We start from the raw sequence: 21,317 nt of genomic DNA, 5'->3' as shown, positions 1-21,317 counted from the left end.
GGGAATTACCCTTCGTTGCGGGTTGCGGGCGCCAGCAGGTGCTCGAACCGGGCGTAGTATGGCGCAAGACGTTCGCGCACTTCGTCCGGGTCGATGCCGAACTGTTCGGCGCTGTGCTTGTGCCGCCCCAGCCGCTTGGCGGCGGTGTTCTGTTCCAGGAAGCCCGTGATGCGCGCCTGGTGCTCGGCGGTGAACGGCAGATCGAAACGGTCGTAGATGCGGCGGATCGCGCCCATCGGATCGGCCACGACTTCGCCATGGCCAAGATCGATGATCCGCCCGCCAATGTCAGGGCGCGCATCGCGGGCCTTGAGGCCACGTTCAAGCCCCTCGCTCCACGTCTCGAACACGCTGCGGCCCACGGCCTTGATATCCTTGTCCGCACCCACCGCCGCAAGAAACGCGGCGATCATGCTCGACAGCGATGAAAAGGTCAGCACCGGATCACGGTGGGTCCACACCAGCATCGCACCGGGATAGGCTTCGACCAGCCCTGGCAGATCGAACAGGTGCTGCGGCGATTTCAGCGTCCAGCGCCCCTGCGGCCCCTTCCACTGGAACTGCTGGAGCAGCCGCTTGTGCGTGCGATACTGCCCTTCGGCCACCGTGCTCAGCAGCCATTTTGCGAAATCGGGCACGCCCAGTTCGGCGGGGAAATTGGTGCTGGCGAAATGCATCATCATGCCGTGGTTGCATTCGCCTGGCTGGGTGCAGTCCATGCGCTGAATGTCGCGCAACTGCGGGGCGTGGGCCAGCCAGTTTTCATAGATCGCCTGCACCTGCGCAATGCGCGGATCGGTGTCGAAGGTGGCCTTTTCCGGGGCGGGCCAGGGAATGTACCACTCCCATTCGGTGGGCGCGCGGGCGGCCGGATCAAGACACAGCAGATCATAGGTGATGGTCGTGCCGGTGCGCGGCAACCCGCACACGATCAGCGGCGATCCCACGTCCTGCGCGGCAATTTCGGGATGGTTGCGATCATCTTCCGCCATGCGCAGGCGCATCGCCAGGATCTTGGTAATGTTGGCGCGCGCGGTGGCGCGCAATTGCGGCGGCGGGTCCATCGCCTCGACCGCCTGCACCAGTTCGTGAAACCCGGTCATGAAGCTCAGGTCCGGGCCGAAATCGGTATAGCCGGTCTGCGCCTGCGCATCCGCGATCAGGGCCGCGGGGTCGAGCGGAACGGTTGCGTCGGTTGCTGCGGCATGCACCATTTGGTCAATCCCTGTCCCAGGCGCCGGTCCACTCGCGGGACCGTGCGCTGTTGCTGTGTCCGCTAGGCGGACAGATGTGCCACCTGCCGGGCGAAAGGGCCGGTCACCCCGGAAAGCAACCGGCCCTGTCCGTAGCCGGCCGGGTCAAAGCCCCTTGGCGGCCAGCGCGCGCTTCAGTTCCGAGGTCAGCGGCCCCATGTCCTTGGGCGCAGCGCCGTGGAGCAGGATTTCATCCGCCCCGGCATCAAGATAGGCCATGAGCTGGTCAGCGCACTGCGCCGCGGTGCCCACCGCCGCGCCTTCATCGATCCACTGCTGTGGCAGGATCTGGCCGACATCGACGAGTTCCTGGCGGGTGTACGCCTGATCAGCAGGCTTGCCGTTGAGGCTGGCGATCTTGGGATGGGCGCGAATCTGGTCCAGCACCGATTTGTCCCATTCGTTGATCTCGACGATCAGATCGCCAAAGCCTGGCAGTTCGAAATAGGTGATCGCGCGGCCGCGAACCACGGCATCCTCTTCGTCCTTGGGCAGATCGGGGGCAACAATGATGTTGTGGTAGATGCGCACCGCCATCGGATCGCGCCCGGCCTTTTCCGCAGCCTCGCGCACGATCCGCGCGCTGTTGCGCACGCCCTGCGGCGATACGAACGGGTGCAGCAGCACGCCGTCGCAATGGGCACCCGCAAACTCCAGCGATTTCGGCCCGATTGCGGTGAAGATGATCGGCGGCTGCGGCCCATCGTACTTGTCGGTCAGCTTGAGCATCGGGAAATTGCCCATGATGCCCTCGTAGTTGACCGTTTCGCCCTCCCACAGGCGTTTCATGATCGAGATCGTATCGGCGAGCCGGTCCATCGTGATCGGCGGCGATCCGAGCATCTTCATGTAGGCCGGAACGGCCCGCGCAAACATCACGCGGAACCGGTCGCCCGACAGCGCCTGCATCAGGTTGGCGGTGCTGGCAGTGACGATGGGATGGCGCATCGTGGCATAGAAGGTGCCGGTGATGCGAATCTTCGAGGTCGCCTGCGCCACCGCCCCTGCCAGAACAGCGGGCTCCTTCAGCGCGAAGCGTTCCGAAATCCACACGCAGCCAAGACCGATGCGCTCTGCCTCGATGGCTTCGTCAATGCCGCGGCGCGGATCGCTTACCCGGCCAGGGAGGATGTAGGTCCCAAACTTGTCAAAAAGCGCCTGTGCGCCCGGCTCGGTCAATGTCATTACAGATCACCCTTTTTCAATCCAAGATCCCGTGCGAGACGCCTTGTGCAAAGCCGCCTGTCCTTTGGCAGGGTTTGGCGCAACATTCCCTCCCGGGCACGCGCGCCCTTTGCGGCGGCGCGCCTGCCCGGCCAGCCCCGGCTGTCAGGCCGGAGTCGCCAGCAGGGTCTGGATGCGCCACTGGCCGTCCACACGCCGCAGCGTAATGGCATAATCGGAAAAGGTCATGGGCTTGCCCTCGTTGCCCCAGTCGGTGACCAGACCATAGGCAGTGACCTGGGCCAGATCGGTTTGCGCGCCGGGATCGACGGCGATGCTGGTGATCTGGTGGCGCCATTTGCCGCCGCCCTGCTGGGTGACAACCGAGGGCATCATGCCGACTTGCTCATGGCCTTCAAGACGCATGGCCCCGGCAACCTCGAACACCCCGTCAGGCGTGAACAGGGCGGTCCAGCCCGCGGTGTCGGCATGATCGACGCTGTGACAGTAGCGCGCAAACAGTTCGCCAATGGCAATCCGGTCGTCGCTGGTGATAGTGCCCATTCTTCCGCTCTCCGTCCATTCGGCCCCTTCGCGCAGGCCCTGCGGCAATCATCCGCAAGATCGGCCGTTTACCCCCTTTCTTGCGGTAGGTACGGGCGGATATTGCAGCGATAGATTGCACGCCGACATATCAGGGCCACTGCGCCCTGCCGGGAGGGAATTGATGACTGACGAATGGGACGCGATCGTTATCGGATCGGGCGCCGCCGGGCTGACGGCTGCGGTTACCGCGGCGCGCAAGGGGCTGACCGTGCTCGTCGTCGAAAAGACCGACGTTTTCGGCGGGACAACCGCGATTTCCGGCGGCGGCATCTGGATTCCCGGCAACCACCACCAGCTTGCCGCAGGCATTCCCGAGCCGGCAGGCGCGGCGCGCAAGTACATCGGCGCGCTGGTGGGCGAAAAGATCAACGGCCCGGCGGTCGACGCCTATCTGCAGGCCGGGCCGGAAATGGTCCGCTTCCTTGAAGACCAGACCGAAGTGGCCTTTGCCCTGGCCGACCATTCGCCCGACTGGCATCCCGAACTGGAAGGCGCCAGCAAGGATGGCCGCCTGCTGCGCCCGCTGGAATACCGCACGCAGAAACTGAACGGCTATGCCGACCAGCTTCGCCTGCCGCGCAGCGAGTTCAACGCTCCGGTCGGCTTCATGGTCGACCTGCCCGACCTGCCGCACCTCGACGCGATGAAATCGTCGCCCAAGTCGCTGTTCTACATGATGAAGATCGTTGGACAATACGCGCTGGACAAGATGATGGGCCGCAAGCGCGGATCGCGCATCACCATGGGCAACGCGCTGGCCGCGCGTCTGCTGCGTTCCGCGCACGATGCAGGCGTCACACTCTGGCGCAACACCGGCGTGACGGGGCTGATCAGCGGGCCGGACGGCATCACCGGCATCCGCGTCGAACGCGATGGCAAACCGATGGAACTGAAGGCGCGCAAGGGCGTGGTCCTGGCCACCGGCGGCTTTTCCGCCAACGAACAGCTTCGCCGCGCTTACATGCCTTACCCCGACCAGCACATCTCGATCATGGCCGGGTGCAACACCGGCGATGGCATGAACATGGGGCTGGAAGCCGGCGGGATCATCGACGGTGAAAACGTCGCCAACGGGGTGTGGTCGGTGGTTTCCACGATGATCCGCCCGGACGGGACGAAGGCGATCTATGCCCACCTGATCGACATGGCCAAGCCGGGATGCATCGCGGTGGACAAGGCGGGCAATCGGTTCGGCAACGAAGCCTCGAACATCTTTGTCGAATACATGCACAAATCCGGCGCGGTGCCCGCGTGGCTGGTGGCGGATTCGGCCTTCGTCAAGAAATATGGCCTTGGCCTGTCCCTGCCCGGCGGCGGCGCGATCAAAAAGCTGGTGGCCGCGGGCTACCTGCTCGAAGGCGCGACGCTGGCCGAATTGGCCGACAAGATGGGCGTCGATGCCGCAGGGCTTGCCAGCACCGTGGCCGCGATGAACGGCTATGCGGTGACCGGCAAGGATCCTGAATTCAGCAAGGGCGACAGTTCGCTCGACCGCGATCTGGGCGATCCGCGCCACACCCCCAACGCCTGCCTCGGACCGATCGAAAAGGCGCCGTTTTATGCGGTGCAGATCTTCCCCGGCGATGGATCGACCACGGTGGGCCTGCACATCGACGGCGAAGCACGCGTGCTCGATTCTGCGGGCAAGGTTATTCCCCGCCTTTATGCTGCGGGGCTCGACGCCAACTCGCTGTGGCGTGGCAATGCCCCGGCGCATGGCTGCAATGTCGGCCCGGCCATGACGTTGGGCTATATCGCGGCGCGCAGCATCGCCGCTTAGGTCCGGATCTTGCGATGACAAAACCCACCGCCAACCGCTGCGTCGTGCTGGCCAACCGGCCGGCAGGCGTGGCGCAGGCGGACGATTTCGCCATCGTCGAGGCCGCCCTGCCGACCATCGCCTCTGGCCAGATCCTGGTGCGCAACCACTATCTGTCGGTGGACCCGGCCATGCGGGGATGGACGGCCGACACCGGCAACTATTCAACCCTCGTCGGCATCGGCGAGGTGATGCGCAGCTTGTGTTCGGGCGAAATCGTCGCCTCGGAAAATCCGGATTTTGCCGTTGGCGAATATGTGACCGGCTGGTTCGGCTGGCAGGACTATGCCGCTGTTGGTCCGGACCGCATCGTGCAGCGCACAACGCGCGAAGAAGCCCGGATGGCGCTGGGCATTCTTGGCCTGAACGGCACGACGGCGCTGCTCGCGCTGACGACGATTGCCGAACCGCGCGCCGGACAGACCGTAGTCGTATCGACCGCCGCGGGTGCGGTCGGATCGGCGGTGGGCCAGATTGCGCGCATCCACGGCTGCCGCACCATCGGCATCGCCGGTAGCCCTGCCAAGGTCCGCGACTGTACCGAGCTTTTCGGGTTCGAGGCGGCGATCGATTACCGTACCGAAGATGTCGGCGCGCGGCTGGCCGATCTGTGCCCGGACGGGATCAACATCTATTTCGACAACACCGCTGGCGCGATCTCCGACGCGGTCATGCCGCATCTGGCGCTCAAGGCGCGCGTGGTCGTCTGCGGCACCGCGTCCTACGATCGCTGGGATCCATGGCCGACCGGCCCGCGGGTGGAACGGCATCTGCTGGTCAAGCGCGCGCGAATGGAGGGCTTCGTGCTGTTCGATCACATGGACCGGCTGGACGAAGCCGTGGCAACCCTGCGCGGCTGGATCGCGGAAGGGCGCCTTGCCTTCCAGGAAGACGTGCTCGAAGGGATCGAAGCCTGCCCCGATGCTCTGGCCGGACTGTATCGGGGGGAGAACCGGGGCAAGCGGATCGTCCGGCTGGTTTAACCGGCGCCTTCCATGAAAGCCTTGAGATCGGCGTAGTGCGGCTGATGAATCAGCCCTCCGCCGGAGATAGAGATGTTCTCGCCCGTGATGTAGCGGGATTCGTCCGAGGCCAGAAACGCGACCAGCGCGGCGATATCATCGGGCGTGCCAAACTCCGGCGTCAGGATATGGCGCTTGATGATGTCCTTCAGGCCCGGCACCGTCTTGTCCAGCGCCTCGGTCAGCACGACGCCCGGCGCAATGCTGTTGCATCGGATGTTCTGGGCGCCGTGCTGCGTGGCGACATAGCGCGTCAGCGTGATGATCGCGCCTTTGGTGGACCCATAGGCGATGCGCGCCAGATCCCCGGCGGTGCCCGAATTGGACGCCGTGTTGACGATCGACCCGCCGCCATTGGCGATCATGTGCGGAATGGCATAGCGGCATCCCAGCAGGTAGCCGGTCAGGTTGACGTCTAGGATTTCCTGCCAGATTCCCAGCGGGATGTCAGTGGCTGTCGTATCCTGCGCCGACTTGGCGGGATCGGTCATCGCCGCGTTGTTGTGCAGGATGTCGAGCTTGCCGAAATGGGCCACGGTCTGGTCCACCAGAGCCTTGACCGAATCCGCGCTGGCCGCGTCGAAAGCCACGGCGATGGCGGCATCGCCCAGCGGTTCGGCGGCGCGGCGGGCCGATTCCTCAAAAATGTCGGCCACGGCAACCCGCGCCCCTTCGGCCACGAGCCGCCGCGCAACCGCCGAACCGATGCCGCCGCCACCCCCGGTAACGATCGCTACCTTGCCTGCCAATCTGCTCATTTCATCATATTCCCGATAGTGAAGGTTTCCCGGCCGCATCAACGCGCGTCGGCAGGTTATTGCAGCATGCCCCGCCGCATGCGGTAATCGCGCGGGGTCATCCCCGTTGCGGCCCGGAATGCCGCGGAAAACGCCGACGAACTGCGAAATCCGCAGCGCCAGCTTACTTCCTTGATCCGCAATTCGTCCGATGCCAGCATATCCTTGGCAAGGTCGATCCGGCAGCGTGCGATGAAATCGCCGATGCTGACCCCGGTGGCCTGCTTGAACACCCGCGCCACGTTGCGCGTGCTCATCCCGCAAGCGCGACCGATGTCCGAAATGCTCAGCGCGCTGGACAGGTTCTCGCGGATACATTCCTCGATCCGCCGCGCCTGGTGCGGCAGGACCGTGCCGGTTGCCGGGTCTTCGATCAGTTGCGACCAGCGCGCCAGCTCGACCGTCGCGGCGATGGCCATGGCTTCGAGCAACGGCCCGGCGGCAAAGCCGGGCGCGGCCAGTTCCCCGGCCATCGCCAGAAGATGACGGCGCAGCGCGCCATTCTGGATATCGGCCTGGGGAATGGCGTGATGCAAAGGGTTGGTATCCTCGAAGACATTTTCAAGGAAGGCATCGCCAAACGACATGCACAGCAGCTTGCGCCGTTCGAGCGCGGGCTGGCCCCAGTATAGGGCGTTCGGCGGGAGGTACAGCACGCTGCCCGAATATTGGGGTTCGGCCCAGCGTTCCGAACGCAGGACGCTGCGCCGCATCGCCCCGTCAAGCGAGATATCGAGATAGTGGCGCCGGGGAAGCAGTTGCCCCGCGGTCGGACGGACCCAGTCGTACGTCCTGACATCCAGGGTCAGGTCGTGGGCGGCGAACCGCGCTAGGATTGCAAAATCCGCCACGAAGTCGCTATTGAGGTCCGACCAGTCGCTTTCGGGCCGGATTGGCATGCTTGATCCCACTCCTCCGGTCCCCGACGCCGGCATGATCAACGATCCCCGCCCGCCGCCGCAGCCTTCTTGGCCTTGACGTTAGCCTTGGCCGCCTCGATCCCGCGGAACAGCGCTGTGGTGTTCCCGGCGCCTGCATAGAACAGCAGGAAATGGGGCATGAACTCCAGTTGCTCCTCGGTGAACTCGTCGTTGAGCAGCCCGCCGGTCATCTGCGTTTCGATCAGGTCGGCGCGGCCCAGCAACGTCGTCAGCCCCAGCACCATTAGACGCTTTTCGCGGATGGTGAAGGCCGGGTCGGCCCACAGGTTGCGGAACTGGTTGGTGACGATTTCCCGGTTGAAGCGGTGGTCCTTGAACGGCTCCATCATCGCCGAATAGCCTTCGCCATACACGGCATCGACGGTTTCAAGACCCTGCTGCCAGGCATCTTCGTTATTGGTCACGCGATTATTCTCCTGCAATCCGGTTGCTTTCAGACGTCAACCTTGGTGTCCATGAGTTCGCGCATCGCTTCGCCCGAAATGCCGATCTGGCCCGCAATATCGAGCATGTCCCAATATTCGCGCCAGAACACGATGCGGTCCTGATCGTCGACGGTGAAAATACCGGCGACGTTAGTGATGATTTCCTTACCGCCATCAAGCAGGCGAACACGGTCAACCCGTTCGGTAAAGACGGTGTCGCCGGAACTGGCGATGTTGAGCAGTTCGCAATCGCAATCCTTGTAGATGCGGTACTGGCGTTCCGCTTCCGCACAGATGGCATCGGCGCCGTAGACCACATCGGCCAGCGGCACGACCGCCTGCCAGCGCGCATCGGGTGCAAGCGCGGCGCGAATCTTTTCAAGATCGAGCTTTGCTGTGTGAAAAAGCGCCAGGAACTTCCTCACTGCTGCTTCCTTGCTGTTCGACATTGCTCGGTCCGTCCTCTCTCAGGCGCCGTTGTGGCTTTCGCCCCGGCATTTTCCGCCAGACTTTTTTGACTGGCGGTAAGATTTGGACAGAGTGGCGATTGCATCACACCTTCCTGTTGGCAGGGTCCAATCGCGCCATTGCGGCCAGAAACAGACGGCAACAGGCAAGGCCGCCGCAAAACCCGGCGCCGGATGGACGCCCACGGCGCGCGTCGCTCCACCTGTCGCGCCGCAGCAGCCGTTGCGGTTGCAGGCAATGAAACATAACGGACCGTTTGCGGCCCGGCACAGAGAGGAATTGATCGGATGACACAGGAAGCAGCCACGAAAACGCGCATGGTGGACCCGAACATGGTGCCCCGCCCCTACCCTGGCCGCACGGAATTGCTGCCTGCCGGTCGGTTCACGCCCGACGCGCAATGGCTGGGTTCGCTGATGGCCAACAAGTATCCCGGCGTGGTCGCGGAAAAGCTGGAGGTGGTGCAACTGTTCGACAGCCACACCACCAAGCTGCGAGTCGCGGTGGACTGGAACGAGGCTGGGAAGGCCGCCGGCCTGCCGCGCAACCTGTGTGTGAAGGCGAACTGGTCGGGCATGTTCGACGATGTCGACATTCATGCGCTCGAAGCCCGCTTTTATCACTTTCTCACCGACAACCTCACCGCGCAGACCGCAAAATGCTACTACTCCGACTGGGACGATGACGGTTCGGGCCGGGGCGTGGTCGTGCTCGAAGACCTGATCGACCGCGGCGGCAAGTTCGGCCACAGCACGCAGCACTGCGGTATCGACGGCGTTGCCAGCGCGCTGGCCGACCTGGCCAAGCTGCACGGCGGTCTATGGGACAGCCCGCTTATCACCCCCGAAGCGGCGCCATGGCTGCCAACCTCGATGAACGTCCCGGTCGACCACGATCAGGTGCGCATCATGTGGCACTGGATCAACGAAAACCTTAAGGATCCGAACTTCTGCGCGATCGCGCCGAAACATTATCTGGACGATCCGCGCCGCGTGGAGCGGGCGTTCGACAAGCTGACCGAGTACGAACGTGCGTTCGAAGCGCCGTACTGCGTGATCCTGGGCGATTGCCACCAGGGCAACACCTATATCCTGCCATCGGGCGAACGCCTGTGGCTGGACTGGCAGCTTGGCCGTCGCGGCCGTCCGTGGCGCGACCTGACCTATTTCACCGTCGGTTCGCTGACGGTCGAGGAACGCCGCCACCACCACAGGGATCTGATCGCGCACTACCGCGATTGCCTGATCAAGGAAGGCGCGACCAACGTGATCGACCTCGACACGATCTGGAACGAACAGATCCCGCGCTGGGTGATGTATGGCATCCAGGCGTGGGTGGCGAACATGGACTATTGGGGCCAGAACGGCCTGCCGATGAACGAACGCTTCTTTGCCGCCGGCGAAGACCTGGGCAGCTGGAAGCTGCTGCTGGGCGAATAAGCGCCCCGGCCGGTGCGCGCGCCGCCATTGCCGGTGGTGCGCGCATGCAGGTGCCGGATGCGCGCTGACAGAGCCGGTGATGCGGAACCGGTCATGCTGCGCGAAAACGGGCAGCAAAAAGGGCGCGCTCCTTGCGGAACGCGCCCTTTTTGCTGCGCTGCGGCCCGGCGGGCCGGCTCGCGCTTACTTGTAGGGGTCGACCGGCTGCGGCACTTCGATGACTTCAAGATCCTTGAGCATCGTGAGCACGTCGGAGATCGAGTAGATGTGGTCGATCTTGTCGCCACGGAAGCGCAGCCAGGAGAACCACACAACGTTCAGTTCGTTGCCGGTCGGCTGGACGCCCATGTAGGGACCGCCGGTGTGCTTGCCGTGGTGGTGGCACAGCACGCAGATTTCGTTTTCGCCACGGCCCCACGCCTTGAGCGTGCGATAGATGCTAGGCGGGAAGGTCTTGTACAGGCCCTGCGGCGAGGTCTTCCAGTTGAAGTACGTGCCGAGGTCCGGGCGGTTCGGGTTGTCATAGGTCATGGTGTCGGTGTTGAAGAACACGTCCATGCCGTCCCAATCGCCACGATTGATCACTTCATGCAGGTTCATCCAATGCTCGACCATGAACTTCTGGCGAGGGGTGAGGCCTTCCGTGATTTCGTCGCGCTTTTCCTGCGACAGGACGAAATCGGCTTCGGTAAAGGGGGCAAGGCCCATGTCAGTCTCCTAGATAATCCGCACGCGGCGGAGGTGTTCGGGCTTGGCCGGAACAGCATCCCGGCGTGCGGCCATTTCTTTGACGAGCGCGCCGCGCGCTTCAACCTACCATTGGAGAGGCAGTTGCACGTCTGCGACCATGCGAAGATGCAAAAATTACAAGACGGGCGAAAGGGAGAGCGCCATGGCGATCAGCGTACAGGAAATGTCGGACCGCTTCGAGATTCAGGATCTGCTGGTTGGCTATTGCTATGCGGTGGATTCGCGCGATTTCGACAAGTTGGACGATTACTTCACCACCGATGCCTTCATCGATTATTCCGAGATGGCGCTGTTCAAGGGCACCCTTGCCGAAACCAAGGCATTCCTGACGAACAGCTTCAAGCAGGTTCTTGCCGCGCAGCATGTCGTATCAACCACGCGTTACGAATTCGCCGACGATGGCCAGAGCGCGAAGACCAAGACGGTATGCTACAACCCGATGACCGTGACCAACGGCACCGAAACCGACACGATGATCTGCGGCCTGTGGTATATCCACGATCTGGTGCGCACCCCCGACGGCTGGCGCATAGCCCGGCTTTATGAGGAAAAGAGCTATCTCATCGGCGTGCCCGAATGGCTGAAAAGCCAGATGGGCTGAAGCGCCGGTGCAGCATGATATGCAAAACCATCCTGCTTAACAGCGCAGCGGCATATCGCGTTCCACGGACCGCATTCAGGCGTAACGGCGCCTTTCGGACCATCAGCGGGCCAGACATCCAATGCAGCGTTTCCTGAACATCATGTTTCCTGTCATCATGCTGGCCAGCGCGCAGGCGCTGGCGGCACGGGGCACGCAGCTTGCCACGCGCGGCGGGTCACGCTGGTAACTGATAAGCGGAATCGTGATGATCGTGACTGCCGCGCTGGGCTTTGCCCGCAAGCCGGTTTCGATCCGGGTGTTCTGGGCGTTTCTGGCAGCGAACCTGATCTGGGCGCGGGGGGGAGGTCGGGCTTGACGGGTGGGCGCTTGCCCCGCGTCTGGCGATGCCGTTATGCCTCGGCCTGTGGATGCTCTCGCGCGCCTGGCGCAGCCATGTCGGGATTGCGGCGCCGCTGCCCGGCGGCAAAGTGCTCTGGCGCGGGCTTGTGTTCATCGGCGCCACGCAAGAGCACGCCTTCCGCGCCTATGACGTGGCGACCGGGCGCGAACTGTGGCGCGCACCCCTGCCCGCCGGGGACAATACATCGCCATCCACCTGCTGGTCGGACAAGAGTGGGCGCCAGTTCGTGGTGATCGCAGCAGGCGGCCACGGCGCGATGCTCTCCAGCGAAAGCGATGAAATCATCGCCTATGCTCTGCCCAGGCGTGCCGCCGCCGGGCAATAGCCCGGCGCGCTTTCCCAGGGAAGCACGCGCGCCTGACAGTCGCTTAAGCGCGGCTCAGCCGCCGAAGGCCAATTCCAGCCCCGGCACATCCCAGTCGATCGTCACCACCCGTCCGCTGCTGCCCAGCGTGACATAGGCCGTGCGGCGGTCAGGGCCGCCAAAGGCCACATTCGTGGTCAGGAAATCGCCGGTCAGGACCGCTTCAGGCGCACCGCCCTGGGGGAGGAAGACCAGAACCGCGCCCTGCCCCGGCGATGCGCAGCAGATGCGGCCCGCGCTGTCCACGGCAAGACTGTCGAGATACATGCCCGGCCCGGCCCGTCCGACGATGGTGCTGCCGTTGGGCATGTGCGATGCCGCCGTGTCGATTACCCCCGGCGCCGAAAGTTGGAAGCTGATGAGGTGCCCTTCGAAGGTCAGCGCAACATAAAGCGTCTTGCCGTCGGGCGAGAGGCCCACCCCGTTTGGCCCATCGAGCGGGGAGACAACCTCGCGGATCGCCGAGCCATCTGCCCTGGCGTAATAAAGAGCGCCGCGCATCCGGGCGCGGCCGCGATCCCGCCCGAAATCGGTGAACCAGAACCCGCCCGCATCGTCGAAGACGATATCGTTCGGTCCCCAGAACGGGGTGGCATCGCTGTGGCTGTACAGCGTTTCGAAGGCCCCCGTTTCCAGATCAACCACCTGAATCGAACCGGGCGGCGTATCGAGCGGCGCTTCAAGCGGCAACAGCCCGCCATCGGGGAGGACCATATGCCCGAACCCACCGTTGTTGCACACATAGCAACGGCCATCCGGGCCGATGGCCGCACCATTCGGCCCGCCGCCCAGCTCGGCAACAATGGTTCTGGCGCCATCAGGAGCAATGCGCGTAAGCCTCCCGCCCAGCACTTCGACCACCAGCAGGCTGCCGTCGGGCAGCGCGACCGGCCCTTCGGGCAAAATCAGGCCGTCTGTCAGGGTTGCACCGATCTGCCTAGTCATATTGTTCCCCTCCGCGTGCTGGCCCTGCAGGACCGCCGTTGTTGTCGTATCCCTGCCACGGTTGGGCGTTACCCACCCTAGGACAGGTGAGCGCACCGCCGCGACCGGGCTTGGTCGGGCGCGCAACCTTTCCCGTTCCACTGCTGGATGCCCCGATGACCGAAGCCCTGTCCAAGCTCAACTTCCGCGATATTGGCGGCTTGCCGACCCACGACGGGCGCATCGTGCGCCCCGGCCTCATATATCGCTCCGAAGGCCCCGCCAGCTTCGCCCCCGTGCACCGCGAGGAACTGGCCGCGCTGAACATCCGGCTGGTATGCGATCTGCGTTCCCAAGGCGAACGCGACAAGGATCCCAACGACTGGGCCGAGGCCGCCCGGCTGCTCAATCTCGATGTGACCGCCGATCTGCGGGTCAAGACCAACAACGGCTGGGAAGCCCTGCGGCATGACCAGTCTGCGGCCACGGTGCGCGCAGCACTGGTCGGCAATTATGCGTCGATCCCCGCCGCGCTGCGCCCACACTTGCGCCATTTCGTCGAATCGATCATCGGCGGGGAAGTACCCGCGCTGGTGCACTGCACGGCTGGCAAGGACCGCACCGGCGTGATGATCGCGCTGCTGCTCCGTGCGGTCGGCGTTCCCGAAGATATTGTAATCGCCGATTACGAACGGTCCGATATCTTCGCTCGCAACCTGCGCCTGCGTGGCGGGATCGAAGAACAATTCTACGAAACCTTCGGGTTCGTGCCGAGCCAGGAACTGATCGACGCAATGATCGGCGTCGATGTCGATTTCCTCAACACAGCGTTCGATGCGCTGACCTCGGAACACGGGTCGCTCGAAGGGTATTTCGCCGCTGCCGATGTCGATGCCACGCTGCTGGCCTGCTTCCGCGAAACCATGGTGACTCAGGGCTGACCGGGCGCGCAACGGCTGGCCGCGCGATGCGGTGGCCTGCCGTTGCGCCCATTTCCGGTCAGGCGCGCAGGCCCCAGCGTTCGATTGCCGCTTCGATGTCCACCGTTTCGGCATCGGCGATTGCGGCGGGTGTGCCGGAAAGGCGCGGCGCAGGCGCCGGCTGGTTGATGCCGCCACGCGCCACGAACGTGCCGCGTGCGGCGTTGTGCGGGTGCGCAGGCGCTTCGGCCATCGACAGGACAGGCGTGACGCAGGCATCGGTGCCCGCGAACACATCCGCCCATTCATCGCGCGAACGGGTGGCGAACGTGGCGCTGAAATCGGCTTGCATGCGCGGCCAGTCGGCCCGGTCGTTCTGGCGATAGCCACGGTCTTCCAGCCCCAGCCCCTTGAGCATCCTGGCAAAGAACTGCGGCTCTAGGCACCCAACCGCCACATCGCGGCCATCGGCGCAACGATAGCAGCGGTAGAACGGCGCGCCGCCATCCAGGAGGTTCGAAGCGGGTGCGTCGGCCCAAAGGCCCTTCGGCTCCCACGCGTAGAACAGGCTCATCAGCGAAGGCACGCCGTCGGAAATGCAGGCATCGACCACCTGCCCCTTGCCGGTGGCCCGCGCCGAAAGGATTGCGGCGAGCAGCCCGGCGATCAGGAACATCGCCCCGCCACCGTAATCGCCCACGAGGTTGAGCGGCACCGGCGGCGGCGTGGCGCCATCGCCCATGGCGTGCAGGGCGCCGGTGATCGAAAGGTAGTTGATGTCATGCCCGGCGGTCAGCGCCAGAGGCCCGGTTTGGCCCCACCCGGTCATCCGGCCGAAGACCAGCGCAGGGTTGCGCGCCAGGCAGGCATCCGGTCCCAGCCCAAGCCGTTCCATCACGCCGGGGCGATAGCCTTCGATCAGCGCGTCAGCCCTTTCGATCAGGGCCAGCAACCGTTCGCGGTCGGTATCGTCCTTCAGGTTCAGATAGGTGACGGCGCGGCTGCGGTGCAGGATATCGCCGCCCACGTCGTCCCACGCCCCCGCGCCCGCACTGGGCGGGCGGGCGACGCGGACGATTTCCGCGCCCATGTCCGCCAGCAGCATGGCTGCAAGCGGCACCGGGCCGATGGCGTCGATCTCGACAATGCGGATGCCGGCAAGCGGCCCGGTAGCAGCCGCCATCAGATGTTGGTCCGGTCCGCGCCCTTGAGATCGAGGATCTCGCGCGCTTCATCGGGAGTAGCGATTTCCAGCCCCATGCCTTCAACGATCTGGCGCGCCAGCGTGACCTGTTCGGCGTTGGTCCGGGCCAGCCGGCCCTTGCCCGCCCACAGCGAATCTTCCAGCCCGACGCGCACGTTGCCGCCCATCGACGCCGCCATGGCGACAATGCTCATCTGCCGCGCGCCCGCGCCCAGTACCGACCATTCATACTGATCGCCGAACAGCCGGTCAGCCGTGCGCTTCATGTGCATCACATCGTCCGGATGGCTGCCGATGCCGCCCAGGATGCCGAAGCAGGTCTGGATGAACAGCGGCGCCTTGACCAGCCCGCGGTCGAGGAAGTGCTTGAGGTTGTAGAGGTGGCTGGTGTCATAGCATTCGAACTCGAACCGGGTGCCCAACGGCGTCAGGATGCCGAGCAGGCGTTCGATATCGGCAAAGGTGTTCTTGAACACCAGATCGCGCGAGGCTTCGAGCGCAGGGGCTTCCCAATCGTGCTTGAAGGTCTTGAACCGGTCGAGCATCGGGAACAGGCCAAAGCCCATCGTGCCCATGTTGAGCGATGCCACTTCGGGCGCGAAGCGCGTGGCCGGGCGGATGCGTTCGTCCACCGCCATCGACGGGTGCCCGCCAGTGGTCAGGTTGAGCACGGCGTCGGAACGCTGTTTGATGACCTTCAGGAAAGGTTCGAACAGGTCGGGGTTTTGGTCTGGCCGCCCGTCAACCGGGTTGCGCGCGTGCAGGTGGATGATCGCCGCGCCCGCCTCTGCCGCGCCGATAGCCGATTCTGCGATTTCCTCGGCGGTGACGGGCAGGTATTCCGACATCGAAGGGGTGTGGATCGCGCCGGTGATGGCGCAACTGATGATGACCTTGCCTTTTGCCATGTCTTCCTCGTGTAAATGCAAAAGGCGCAATGCCCTTCGCCGGACCGGTGCGTCAAACGCTGTTCGTCAGACTTGTGCGCCTATCTCACGTCAGGATGCCGAACTGGCGGGCGCGCAGGACCGCCTGCGGACGACGCCGCACGCCCAGCTTGTCGTAGATCTGCTGCATGTACCATTTGACCGTGCCTTCGGTCAGGCCCAGCCGTTCGCCGATCTCGCGGTTGCGCAGGCCGCCGCTGACCATGATGAGGATGTCCACCTCGCGGCTGGCGAGTCGTCCAGTCAACCCGATCGCGCCCTCGCCATCTTCGGATTCGATGGCCGGGCCATTGTCCACCAGCGAAACCAGCATGGCGGCAAAACGGTCGGCCCGCGTATCGAGCGCGGGGCCGTTGGCATAGGCTTCGCTCAGCAGGGCAGTGATGATCTCGCCTTCGTCGAGGAACACGCGCACCCAGCCCGCCGGTTCGGCCTGTTCCACCGCCGAGCGCACCGCGCGGCGGGCCTTCGAACGGTTGCCCTGCAACACGAAGATTTCCGCCAGCAGCAGCTCGAACTCCACCGCCGAACGCGCCGCGCCGCTGCGGCGCACGAACTCCAGCCAGCGCGTTGCCACCTTGGCGGCGCGAACCAGACGGTGGCGCTGCATCTCGATGCGGATCCACGCGATGGCCAGACATTCGCGCCGCCGCGACGGGTTTAGCGTGGGCACCGGTTCTTCGTCCAGATTCTGCCCGACCGCGCGCAAGGCGGCTTCGGCCTCGTCGATCTGGCCCGACTTGACCAGAATGCGGACCTGTTCGGCCACGACATGGGCGCGCAGCCGGTCCAGACCGCATTCGATGGCGACCAGATGCGCTTCATCCAGCCCGGCCAGTGCGCCAACGCTGTCGCCCCGCGCAAAAGCCAACCGCGCGCGCACCAGAAAGCCGGACGCGAACTGATCGACCAGCCCCCACTGGCGGATGCCGGGCAGATACCGTTCGACCAGATCGCCCGCACGGTCCACTTCGCCGATTTCGTAGAGCATTTCCGCATAGGGCAGCGCCGGCAACGCGGCGAGACCGGGGATTTCCGCATCGCGCGCGCCAGCCGCTTCGAGCGCCTCTTCGCTGAAACGGCAGGCAATAGCGGATTTGCCCTGCACGAACAGCGTGGGCACGATCGAACATTTGAGCGCGATCGAAGCGAACTCCGACCCCGGCCGGTCGAGCGCGCGGCGCACTTCGGCTTCGAGCTTGAGCGTATCGTGGAAATGGTAGAACTCGCGCCGCGCAGCAATCACCTGCGCCAGCAGCGTACAGCTCAGATAGGCTTCGTCATCGCCGATTTCGGCAATCAGCTGCTCGGCATCGCGTTCGACCTGCCCCAGATCATCCTGCGCGGCGGCCAGCATGATCTTGCGGTGCCGGATATGGAAATCGAGTGTTGCCGCCGCATGGGCGTCCAGCCTGCCTTCGGCCACCAGCTTGTCGCGCAACGCAATGGCCGTGTCGATCAGGCGCACTGCGGCGGCAAAGGACAAGCGCCGGATACGCCGCCAGGCCATAGCCAGCACGAGCATGGGACGGGTCGAGCTGACCGCCCAGGGTAGCTGGGAGGCGATCTGATCAAGCCGGTTGAGGTGCCCGGCGGTTGTCAGGTCGTTGGCCATGAGATCGAGCTGGTCGGCCAGAAACTCCTGATCCCCGCTCGCCGAGGCATGTTCCAGCGCCTTGATCAGATCGCCCTGTTCGGCAAAGAAGCGGCTGGCCCGGCGGTGGAGTTCGGCGGCGCGGGCAAAGGCGCGTTCATGCAGGCGGCCCAGCGCCATGGCGCGGAACAGCGGGTGGAAGGCATAGCGGCTGCGCTCTTCGTCGATCGCGTCGATGAACAGTCCGGCGCGATAGGCATCGTCCAGCGTGGCGCGGGCGTTGTCATCGCCCGTCACCGCGGCGCACGAAGGCCCGGTGAGTTCGTCCAGAATGCAGATGTTGATCAGGAAATCGCGCATTTCCGGCGTCTGCAGTTCAAGCACTTCTTCCGAGAAGTAACCGGTAAACTCGCGCCGCAGGTTGTCAGACAGCGGCTTCCAGGTCATGCCGCGGGCGGATTCGCGGCGGTACAACTCGCCACCGATGACCAGGCCCGACGCCCAGCCATGGGCATCGCGGATGATCTGCTGCATGATTTCGGCATCGACCGGGACGCCGGCCACGCGGGTGATAAGCTCGCGCGCCTCCTCATCGTCGAACGCCAGTTCCGCTGCGCCGACTTCTACCAGAAAGCCCAGCGAACGCGCCCGCGCCACCGGGATCGGCAAAGCTCCGCGCGAAATGAGAATGACGGTCATGGCATCGCGGGCGCTGGACATAGCCTGGCTGACGAAATCGAGCACCGGCATGGGCAGCAGGTGAGCATCGTCGATGACCAGAACCGGCGGCTTTTCATGGACCTGCGCCAACGCGGCCAGCCAGTCTTCCTCCGCGCCGTTGCGGTCGAGGTGGTCCCATTCCATCCCCACCGCCAGCCCGGCCGCCTTTAGCGCGCCGAAGAACGATGGAAAATCGCGGATGCCGGCTCGCACCGAAAGCCACAGCGCCGGGCGGCCCTGTTCCTTCATGTAGTTGTGGCAGTGGAGCGCCGCGGTGGTCTTGCCGCTGCCGGCGGGCGCGCAGAATGTCGCCAGGCGCGCGCGCGAAATCGGCTCGATCATGTTCAGAAACGCCTTGCGCGGCACGATCAGCGGGGTTGCGCGCGGCGGGATGATTGTCGTGGGGACTAGACCCATGATGCTGCACTCTCCTGTCAAACCGACTCTGCTGGCCGACTTCGGATGCTGTCATTGACCAAACCGGAGCGTAACGCAACGGTCTTTTCCTATCGCGCGATAGGTATGCGCAAAAAAGGCGGGTTGTTTTCCGCAGATTGGTACAGCGCCCGCACCCGCATAAATCGGCGGCGAGCGCCGTTCCGACGTTTGCTGCGCCGCAGCACCTATCGTGAGTCGGGCTGTCGTGAGTCAGCCTATCGTGAGGCAAAGCCTGGCCGGGTCAGGTAGCCGCGACGGCGACAGCTTCGATCCGCACCGGGATCGCCCCCATGCGCGGCTGGCCAAACACCGGATCGAACGCGGCGTTGGCGTCCATCAGGCGCGAGGTGCAGCCGCCCTGCCCCAGCGGATCGTCCGCCTCGTCCGGGTTGGTCCCAAAGCAGTGGGACATCGACAGCGTACCGGGCCGCAGCCGCGGCTCGGCCTCGACCACGCCCTTGATCTCGCCATGTTCCGAGCGGATGGAAATGACATCGCCCGACGCCAGCCCGAAGCGATCGAGATCGGCGGGGTTGAGATAGGCCGGGTTGTGCGATCGCCGCGCCGCCAGTTTGGGATTGGTCCGCCCGATCGAGTTCATCATGTCGTTCGCCCGGCGCGGGATCAGCATCAGCGGGAAATCGGCGCTGGGGTTGGCGGTATCGCCCCGCCGTTCGAACACCGCGGCCAGTTCAGCCATCATCGTCGGGTCGCCCAGTTGCAACATCGCGTCGCAATCGGCCGCACGCGGCAGCACGGTGATGTCCAGTTCATCGTAGACCTTGCCGTGGATGTATTGCTTGACCTCTTCAAGCGGTACGCGCGAGCCGGCACACATCGCCTCGAACATTTCCTCCGTCGTCGGGCGACGGTCGAGCGGCAACGTGAAGGGCACCGGCGGCTTGTCCCAGTGCTGGCCGGTTCCGGCGGCATTGCCGTAATACACGATCTGCTTGCCCAGCCGCCGGGCCAGTTCGTAGAAGAATTCCCAACTTTCGATGGTGTCCGACCCGGCGGGCGGGGCCACTACCGGCGCAGCATAGTGCGCGTAGGGCATTTCATAGCCGCCGGTCCAGATTCCGTAGTACTTCATCGATTCGGAAAACTGCGAACAGGCCGGGGTTTCCAGCGCCATGCGATCGGGGATCACGTAATCGGCCATGCGGGCCGTATTCGACATTTCCACGTCGATCGCCACAAGCAGGTCGAGCGAGGACAGCGCGCGCCCGGCGCGGTTCTGATCGGGCAGGGACACCGCCGGGTTGCTGCCCGAACAGATCAGCGCGCGCACCTGGCCGGGGCCGGGGGTGAGGATTTCGTCGGGCAGGGTGCCGGTGGGCGCGCCGACTACGGTCTGCGGCAAGGCGTTGATCCGGCTGGGCCGCGAATGATCCCACGGCTGGTAAGGCGCATAGGGCTGGGCATGGATCGGCACGTCGGGCAAAAGAACGTGCGGTTGAGCATGGGGTTGCCCTGCCCGCACCCAGCGGCCGCAGACCGTATTCAGGCTCAGGGCGAGGTATTCGCACAGTGTGCCGTGCAGCGGGAAATGGGCGCCGGTGGCCGTCACCACGCACCCGCTTTCCGCTTCGGCAAAGGTCCGGGCCGCCAACACCACGTCTTCGGCGGCAATCCCCGCAACGGACGCAACGTGTTCGGGCGTGAACGGCGCCACTGCGGCCATGAGCGTTTCGATGCCGATGGCGTTGTCCGCAACGAACTGCGCATCGTAAAGTTTTTCGGTCAGGATCACGCGCAGGATCCCGGCCAGGATGCTGGCGTCCTGCCCCGGCTGCGGGGCGATATGCAGAAAGGCGTGCGCGGTGGATTCGGTCGCGCGCGGATCGATCACGATCAGCTTCATCCCGCCCTTGACCGCCTGTTTCAGCGTCTGGCCCGGATTAACCATGACCCCCTGCTTGGAAATGACCGGGTTGGTGCCGACCATGATCCACGTCTTGGCCGTGGAAAACGGCTGCGGACCGGCCATCCATCGGCCATGCAGCGCCTGGGCGATCACCTTGCCCGCCTGGTCGATGGTCTGGACCGAAAAGAACCGGTCGGGATAGGTGCCCATCGCCATGATGAACATCGCCCCGATCACCGGGTTGATCGGGTTGGTCAGGTTACCGTTGCCGGGGTAGACCGCGATCGTTTCGGGACCATGCTTTTCCATGATCGCTTCAAGCCGCTGTGCAATCTCCTCGATCGCCTGCGCCATCGGGATTTCGATATAGCTGCCATCGGGCATGCGCTTACGCGGGCGCAACACCCGCGTCGGGGAGTAATGCGCTTCGGGCATGGCGCGGCCCTTGGGGCAGGTATAGCCGCCATAGATCGGGGACTGGCGGTCGCCCACGACCTTGGTCGCGCGGCCGTCTTCGACAGTCACTTCCACCGGGCAACCGGCCCAGCACACCTTGCAGATGCCGTAACGCGTCTCGGCTGTCTCGTTCGGGCTATCGACCATCGCTTGCAAACTCCCCTTTGCCTCTTGGTGCGCATGGCCGATCACGGC

At 64.5% G+C, this 21,317-nt stretch carries 19 protein-coding genes; 6 read left to right on the top strand and 13 right to left on the bottom strand.

The window, feature by feature from the left end:
• Window positions 1-5 precede the first annotated feature (5 nt).
• From GGR44_RS12010 to GGR44_RS12000, 3 genes are all read right to left on the bottom strand, one after another.
• Entirely contained in the window at window positions 6-1,214 is a 1,209-nt protein-coding gene (locus GGR44_RS12010; protein ID WP_183955823.1) for a sulfotransferase family protein, read from the bottom strand.
• Window positions 1,215-1,358: 144 nt separating this feature from the next.
• Complete coding sequence (locus GGR44_RS12005; protein ID WP_183955822.1) at window positions 1,359-2,438, bottom strand: TIGR03857 family LLM class F420-dependent oxidoreductase; 1,080 nt, start codon at window positions 2,436-2,438, stop codon at window positions 1,359-1,361.
• Between the two features lie 144 nt (window positions 2,439-2,582).
• Window positions 2,583-2,981, bottom strand: a complete 399-nt coding sequence (locus GGR44_RS12000; protein WP_183955821.1) for a nuclear transport factor 2 family protein — start codon at window positions 2,979-2,981, stop codon at window positions 2,583-2,585.
• 163 nt (window positions 2,982-3,144) lie between these two features.
• Here GGR44_RS12000 and GGR44_RS11995 point away from each other — a divergent pair, with 163 nt between their 5' ends.
• Both GGR44_RS11995 and GGR44_RS11990 read left to right on the top strand, forming a co-directional pair.
• On the top strand, window positions 3,145-4,803 hold the full coding sequence (locus GGR44_RS11995) for an FAD-dependent oxidoreductase (RefSeq protein ID WP_183955820.1): 1,659 nt from the start codon (window positions 3,145-3,147) through the stop codon (window positions 4,801-4,803).
• Window positions 4,804-4,817: 14 nt separating this feature from the next.
• Window positions 4,818-5,825: an NADP-dependent oxidoreductase gene (locus GGR44_RS11990; protein ID WP_183955819.1), complete on the top strand. Its 1,008-nt coding sequence runs from the start codon at window positions 4,818-4,820 to the stop codon at window positions 5,823-5,825.
• On the opposite strand, the gene GGR44_RS11985 is transcribed toward GGR44_RS11990, so the two are convergent.
• The 4 genes from GGR44_RS11985 to GGR44_RS11970 are packed head-to-tail and all read right to left on the bottom strand — an operon-like array spanning window position 5,822 to window position 8,476.
• Window positions 5,822-6,622: an SDR family NAD(P)-dependent oxidoreductase gene (locus GGR44_RS11985; protein WP_183955818.1), complete on the bottom strand. Its 801-nt coding sequence runs from the start codon at window positions 6,620-6,622 to the stop codon at window positions 5,822-5,824. The genes GGR44_RS11990 and GGR44_RS11985 overlap by 4 nt on opposite strands.
• A 56-nt stretch (window positions 6,623-6,678) precedes the next feature.
• A complete protein-coding gene (locus GGR44_RS11980) occupies window positions 6,679-7,560 on the bottom strand; it encodes an AraC family transcriptional regulator (protein ID WP_183955817.1) in 882 nt (293 codons plus the stop codon).
• A gap of 38 nt (window positions 7,561-7,598) precedes the next feature.
• Window positions 7,599-8,006, bottom strand: coding sequence for a carboxymuconolactone decarboxylase family protein (locus GGR44_RS11975; RefSeq protein WP_183955816.1), 408 nt, complete (start codon window positions 8,004-8,006; stop codon window positions 7,599-7,601).
• Between the two features lie 29 nt (window positions 8,007-8,035).
• Window positions 8,036-8,476: a limonene-1,2-epoxide hydrolase family protein gene (locus GGR44_RS11970; RefSeq protein ID WP_183955815.1), complete on the bottom strand. Its 441-nt coding sequence runs from the start codon at window positions 8,474-8,476 to the stop codon at window positions 8,036-8,038.
• 306 nt (window positions 8,477-8,782) lie between these two features.
• Here GGR44_RS11970 and GGR44_RS11965 point away from each other — a divergent pair, with 306 nt between their 5' ends.
• A complete protein-coding gene (locus GGR44_RS11965) occupies window positions 8,783-9,934 on the top strand; it encodes a protein kinase family protein (protein WP_183955814.1) in 1,152 nt (383 codons plus the stop codon).
• A gap of 183 nt (window positions 9,935-10,117) precedes the next feature.
• On the opposite strand, the gene GGR44_RS11960 is transcribed toward GGR44_RS11965, so the two are convergent.
• The gene (locus GGR44_RS11960) at window positions 10,118-10,642 is read right to left on the bottom strand and encodes an ester cyclase (RefSeq protein WP_183955813.1); all 525 of its coding nucleotides are present in this window, start codon (window positions 10,640-10,642) and stop codon (window positions 10,118-10,120) included.
• A 184-nt stretch (window positions 10,643-10,826) separates the two neighbouring features.
• Here GGR44_RS11960 and GGR44_RS11955 point away from each other — a divergent pair, with 184 nt between their 5' ends.
• Together GGR44_RS11955 and GGR44_RS11950 are read left to right on the top strand one after the other, a co-directional pair.
• A complete protein-coding gene (locus GGR44_RS11955) occupies window positions 10,827-11,285 on the top strand; it encodes a nuclear transport factor 2 family protein (RefSeq protein ID WP_183955812.1) in 459 nt (152 codons plus the stop codon).
• Between the two features lie 386 nt (window positions 11,286-11,671).
• The gene (locus tag GGR44_RS11950; RefSeq protein WP_183955811.1) at window positions 11,672-12,013 is read left to right on the top strand and encodes a PQQ-binding-like beta-propeller repeat protein; all 342 of its coding nucleotides are present in this window, start codon (window positions 11,672-11,674) and stop codon (window positions 12,011-12,013) included.
• Between the two features lie 54 nt (window positions 12,014-12,067).
• Here the strand turns inward: GGR44_RS11950 and GGR44_RS11945 are convergent, their stop codons facing one another.
• Window positions 12,068-12,997, bottom strand: coding sequence for an SMP-30/gluconolactonase/LRE family protein (locus tag GGR44_RS11945; RefSeq protein WP_183955810.1), 930 nt, complete (start codon window positions 12,995-12,997; stop codon window positions 12,068-12,070).
• Between the two features lie 155 nt (window positions 12,998-13,152).
• On the opposite strand from GGR44_RS11945, the gene GGR44_RS11940 reads away from it, so the two are divergent.
• A complete protein-coding gene (locus GGR44_RS11940; RefSeq protein WP_183955809.1) occupies window positions 13,153-13,917 on the top strand; it encodes a tyrosine-protein phosphatase in 765 nt (254 codons plus the stop codon).
• A 58-nt stretch (window positions 13,918-13,975) separates the two neighbouring features.
• On the opposite strand, the gene GGR44_RS11935 is transcribed toward GGR44_RS11940, so the two are convergent.
• The 4 genes from GGR44_RS11935 to GGR44_RS11920 form a co-directional block, all read right to left on the bottom strand.
• Window positions 13,976-15,079: a CaiB/BaiF CoA transferase family protein gene (locus GGR44_RS11935; protein WP_183955808.1), complete on the bottom strand. Its 1,104-nt coding sequence runs from the start codon at window positions 15,077-15,079 to the stop codon at window positions 13,976-13,978.
• Window positions 15,079-16,008, bottom strand: coding sequence for a 3,5-dioxohexanoate:acetyl-CoA acetone transferase (kce, locus tag GGR44_RS11930; RefSeq protein WP_183955807.1), 930 nt, complete (start codon window positions 16,006-16,008; stop codon window positions 15,079-15,081). Before kce ends, GGR44_RS11935 begins: the two co-directional genes overlap by 1 nt.
• A gap of 85 nt (window positions 16,009-16,093) precedes the next feature.
• Complete coding sequence (locus GGR44_RS11925; protein ID WP_183955806.1) at window positions 16,094-18,778, bottom strand: winged helix-turn-helix domain-containing protein; 2,685 nt, start codon at window positions 18,776-18,778, stop codon at window positions 16,094-16,096.
• A 262-nt stretch (window positions 18,779-19,040) separates the two neighbouring features.
• The gene (locus GGR44_RS11920; protein WP_183955805.1) at window positions 19,041-21,269 is read right to left on the bottom strand and encodes a molybdopterin-containing oxidoreductase family protein; all 2,229 of its coding nucleotides are present in this window, start codon (window positions 21,267-21,269) and stop codon (window positions 19,041-19,043) included.
• Between the last annotated feature and the right edge of the window lie 48 nt (window positions 21,270-21,317).

It is taken from the genome of Sphingobium fontiphilum (assembly GCF_014196635.1).
GTDB lineage: Bacteria > Pseudomonadota > Alphaproteobacteria > Sphingomonadales > Sphingomonadaceae > Sphingobium > Sphingobium fontiphilum.
This window is presented reverse-complemented; position numbering and strand designations above follow the sequence as displayed.

What these genes read in the sequence shown, in the direction of transcription:
- GGR44_RS11980 (WP_183955817.1), bottom strand. Translation starts at nt 7,560, where the DNA reads ATGCCAATCCGGCCCGAAAGCGACTGGTCGGACCTCAATAGCGACTTC.
- GGR44_RS11965 (WP_183955814.1), top strand. Translation starts at nt 8,783, where the DNA reads ATGACACAGGAAGCAGCCACGAAAACGCGCATGGTGGACCCGAACATG.
- kce (WP_183955807.1), bottom strand. Translation starts at nt 16,008, where the DNA reads ATGGCAAAAGGCAAGGTCATCATCAGTTGCGCCATCACCGGCGCGATC.
- GGR44_RS11960 (WP_183955813.1), bottom strand. Translation starts at nt 10,642, where the DNA reads ATGGGCCTTGCCCCCTTTACCGAAGCCGATTTCGTCCTGTCGCAGGAA.
- GGR44_RS12000 (WP_183955821.1), bottom strand. Translation starts at nt 2,981, where the DNA reads ATGGGCACTATCACCAGCGACGACCGGATTGCCATTGGCGAACTGTTT.
- GGR44_RS11920 (WP_183955805.1), bottom strand. Translation starts at nt 21,269, where the DNA reads ATGGTCGATAGCCCGAACGAGACAGCCGAGACGCGTTACGGCATCTGC.
- GGR44_RS11925 (WP_183955806.1), bottom strand. Translation starts at nt 18,778, where the DNA reads ATGGGTCTAGTCCCCACGACAATCATCCCGCCGCGCGCAACCCCGCTG.
- GGR44_RS12010 (WP_183955823.1), bottom strand. Translation starts at nt 1,214, where the DNA reads ATGGTGCATGCCGCAGCAACCGACGCAACCGTTCCGCTCGACCCCGCG.
- GGR44_RS11995 (WP_183955820.1), top strand. Translation starts at nt 3,145, where the DNA reads ATGACTGACGAATGGGACGCGATCGTTATCGGATCGGGCGCCGCCGGG.
- GGR44_RS11955 (WP_183955812.1), top strand. Translation starts at nt 10,827, where the DNA reads ATGGCGATCAGCGTACAGGAAATGTCGGACCGCTTCGAGATTCAGGAT.
- GGR44_RS11935 (WP_183955808.1), bottom strand. Translation starts at nt 15,079, where the DNA reads ATGGCGGCTGCTACCGGGCCGCTTGCCGGCATCCGCATTGTCGAGATC.
- GGR44_RS11990 (WP_183955819.1), top strand. Translation starts at nt 4,818, where the DNA reads ATGACAAAACCCACCGCCAACCGCTGCGTCGTGCTGGCCAACCGGCCG.
- GGR44_RS11940 (WP_183955809.1), top strand. Translation starts at nt 13,153, where the DNA reads ATGACCGAAGCCCTGTCCAAGCTCAACTTCCGCGATATTGGCGGCTTG.
- GGR44_RS11945 (WP_183955810.1), bottom strand. Translation starts at nt 12,997, where the DNA reads ATGACTAGGCAGATCGGTGCAACCCTGACAGACGGCCTGATTTTGCCC.
- GGR44_RS11970 (WP_183955815.1), bottom strand. Translation starts at nt 8,476, where the DNA reads ATGTCGAACAGCAAGGAAGCAGCAGTGAGGAAGTTCCTGGCGCTTTTT.
- GGR44_RS12005 (WP_183955822.1), bottom strand. Translation starts at nt 2,438, where the DNA reads ATGACATTGACCGAGCCGGGCGCACAGGCGCTTTTTGACAAGTTTGGG.
- GGR44_RS11985 (WP_183955818.1), bottom strand. Translation starts at nt 6,622, where the DNA reads ATGAGCAGATTGGCAGGCAAGGTAGCGATCGTTACCGGGGGTGGCGGC.
- GGR44_RS11950 (WP_183955811.1), top strand. Translation starts at nt 11,672, where the DNA reads ATGCCGTTATGCCTCGGCCTGTGGATGCTCTCGCGCGCCTGGCGCAGC.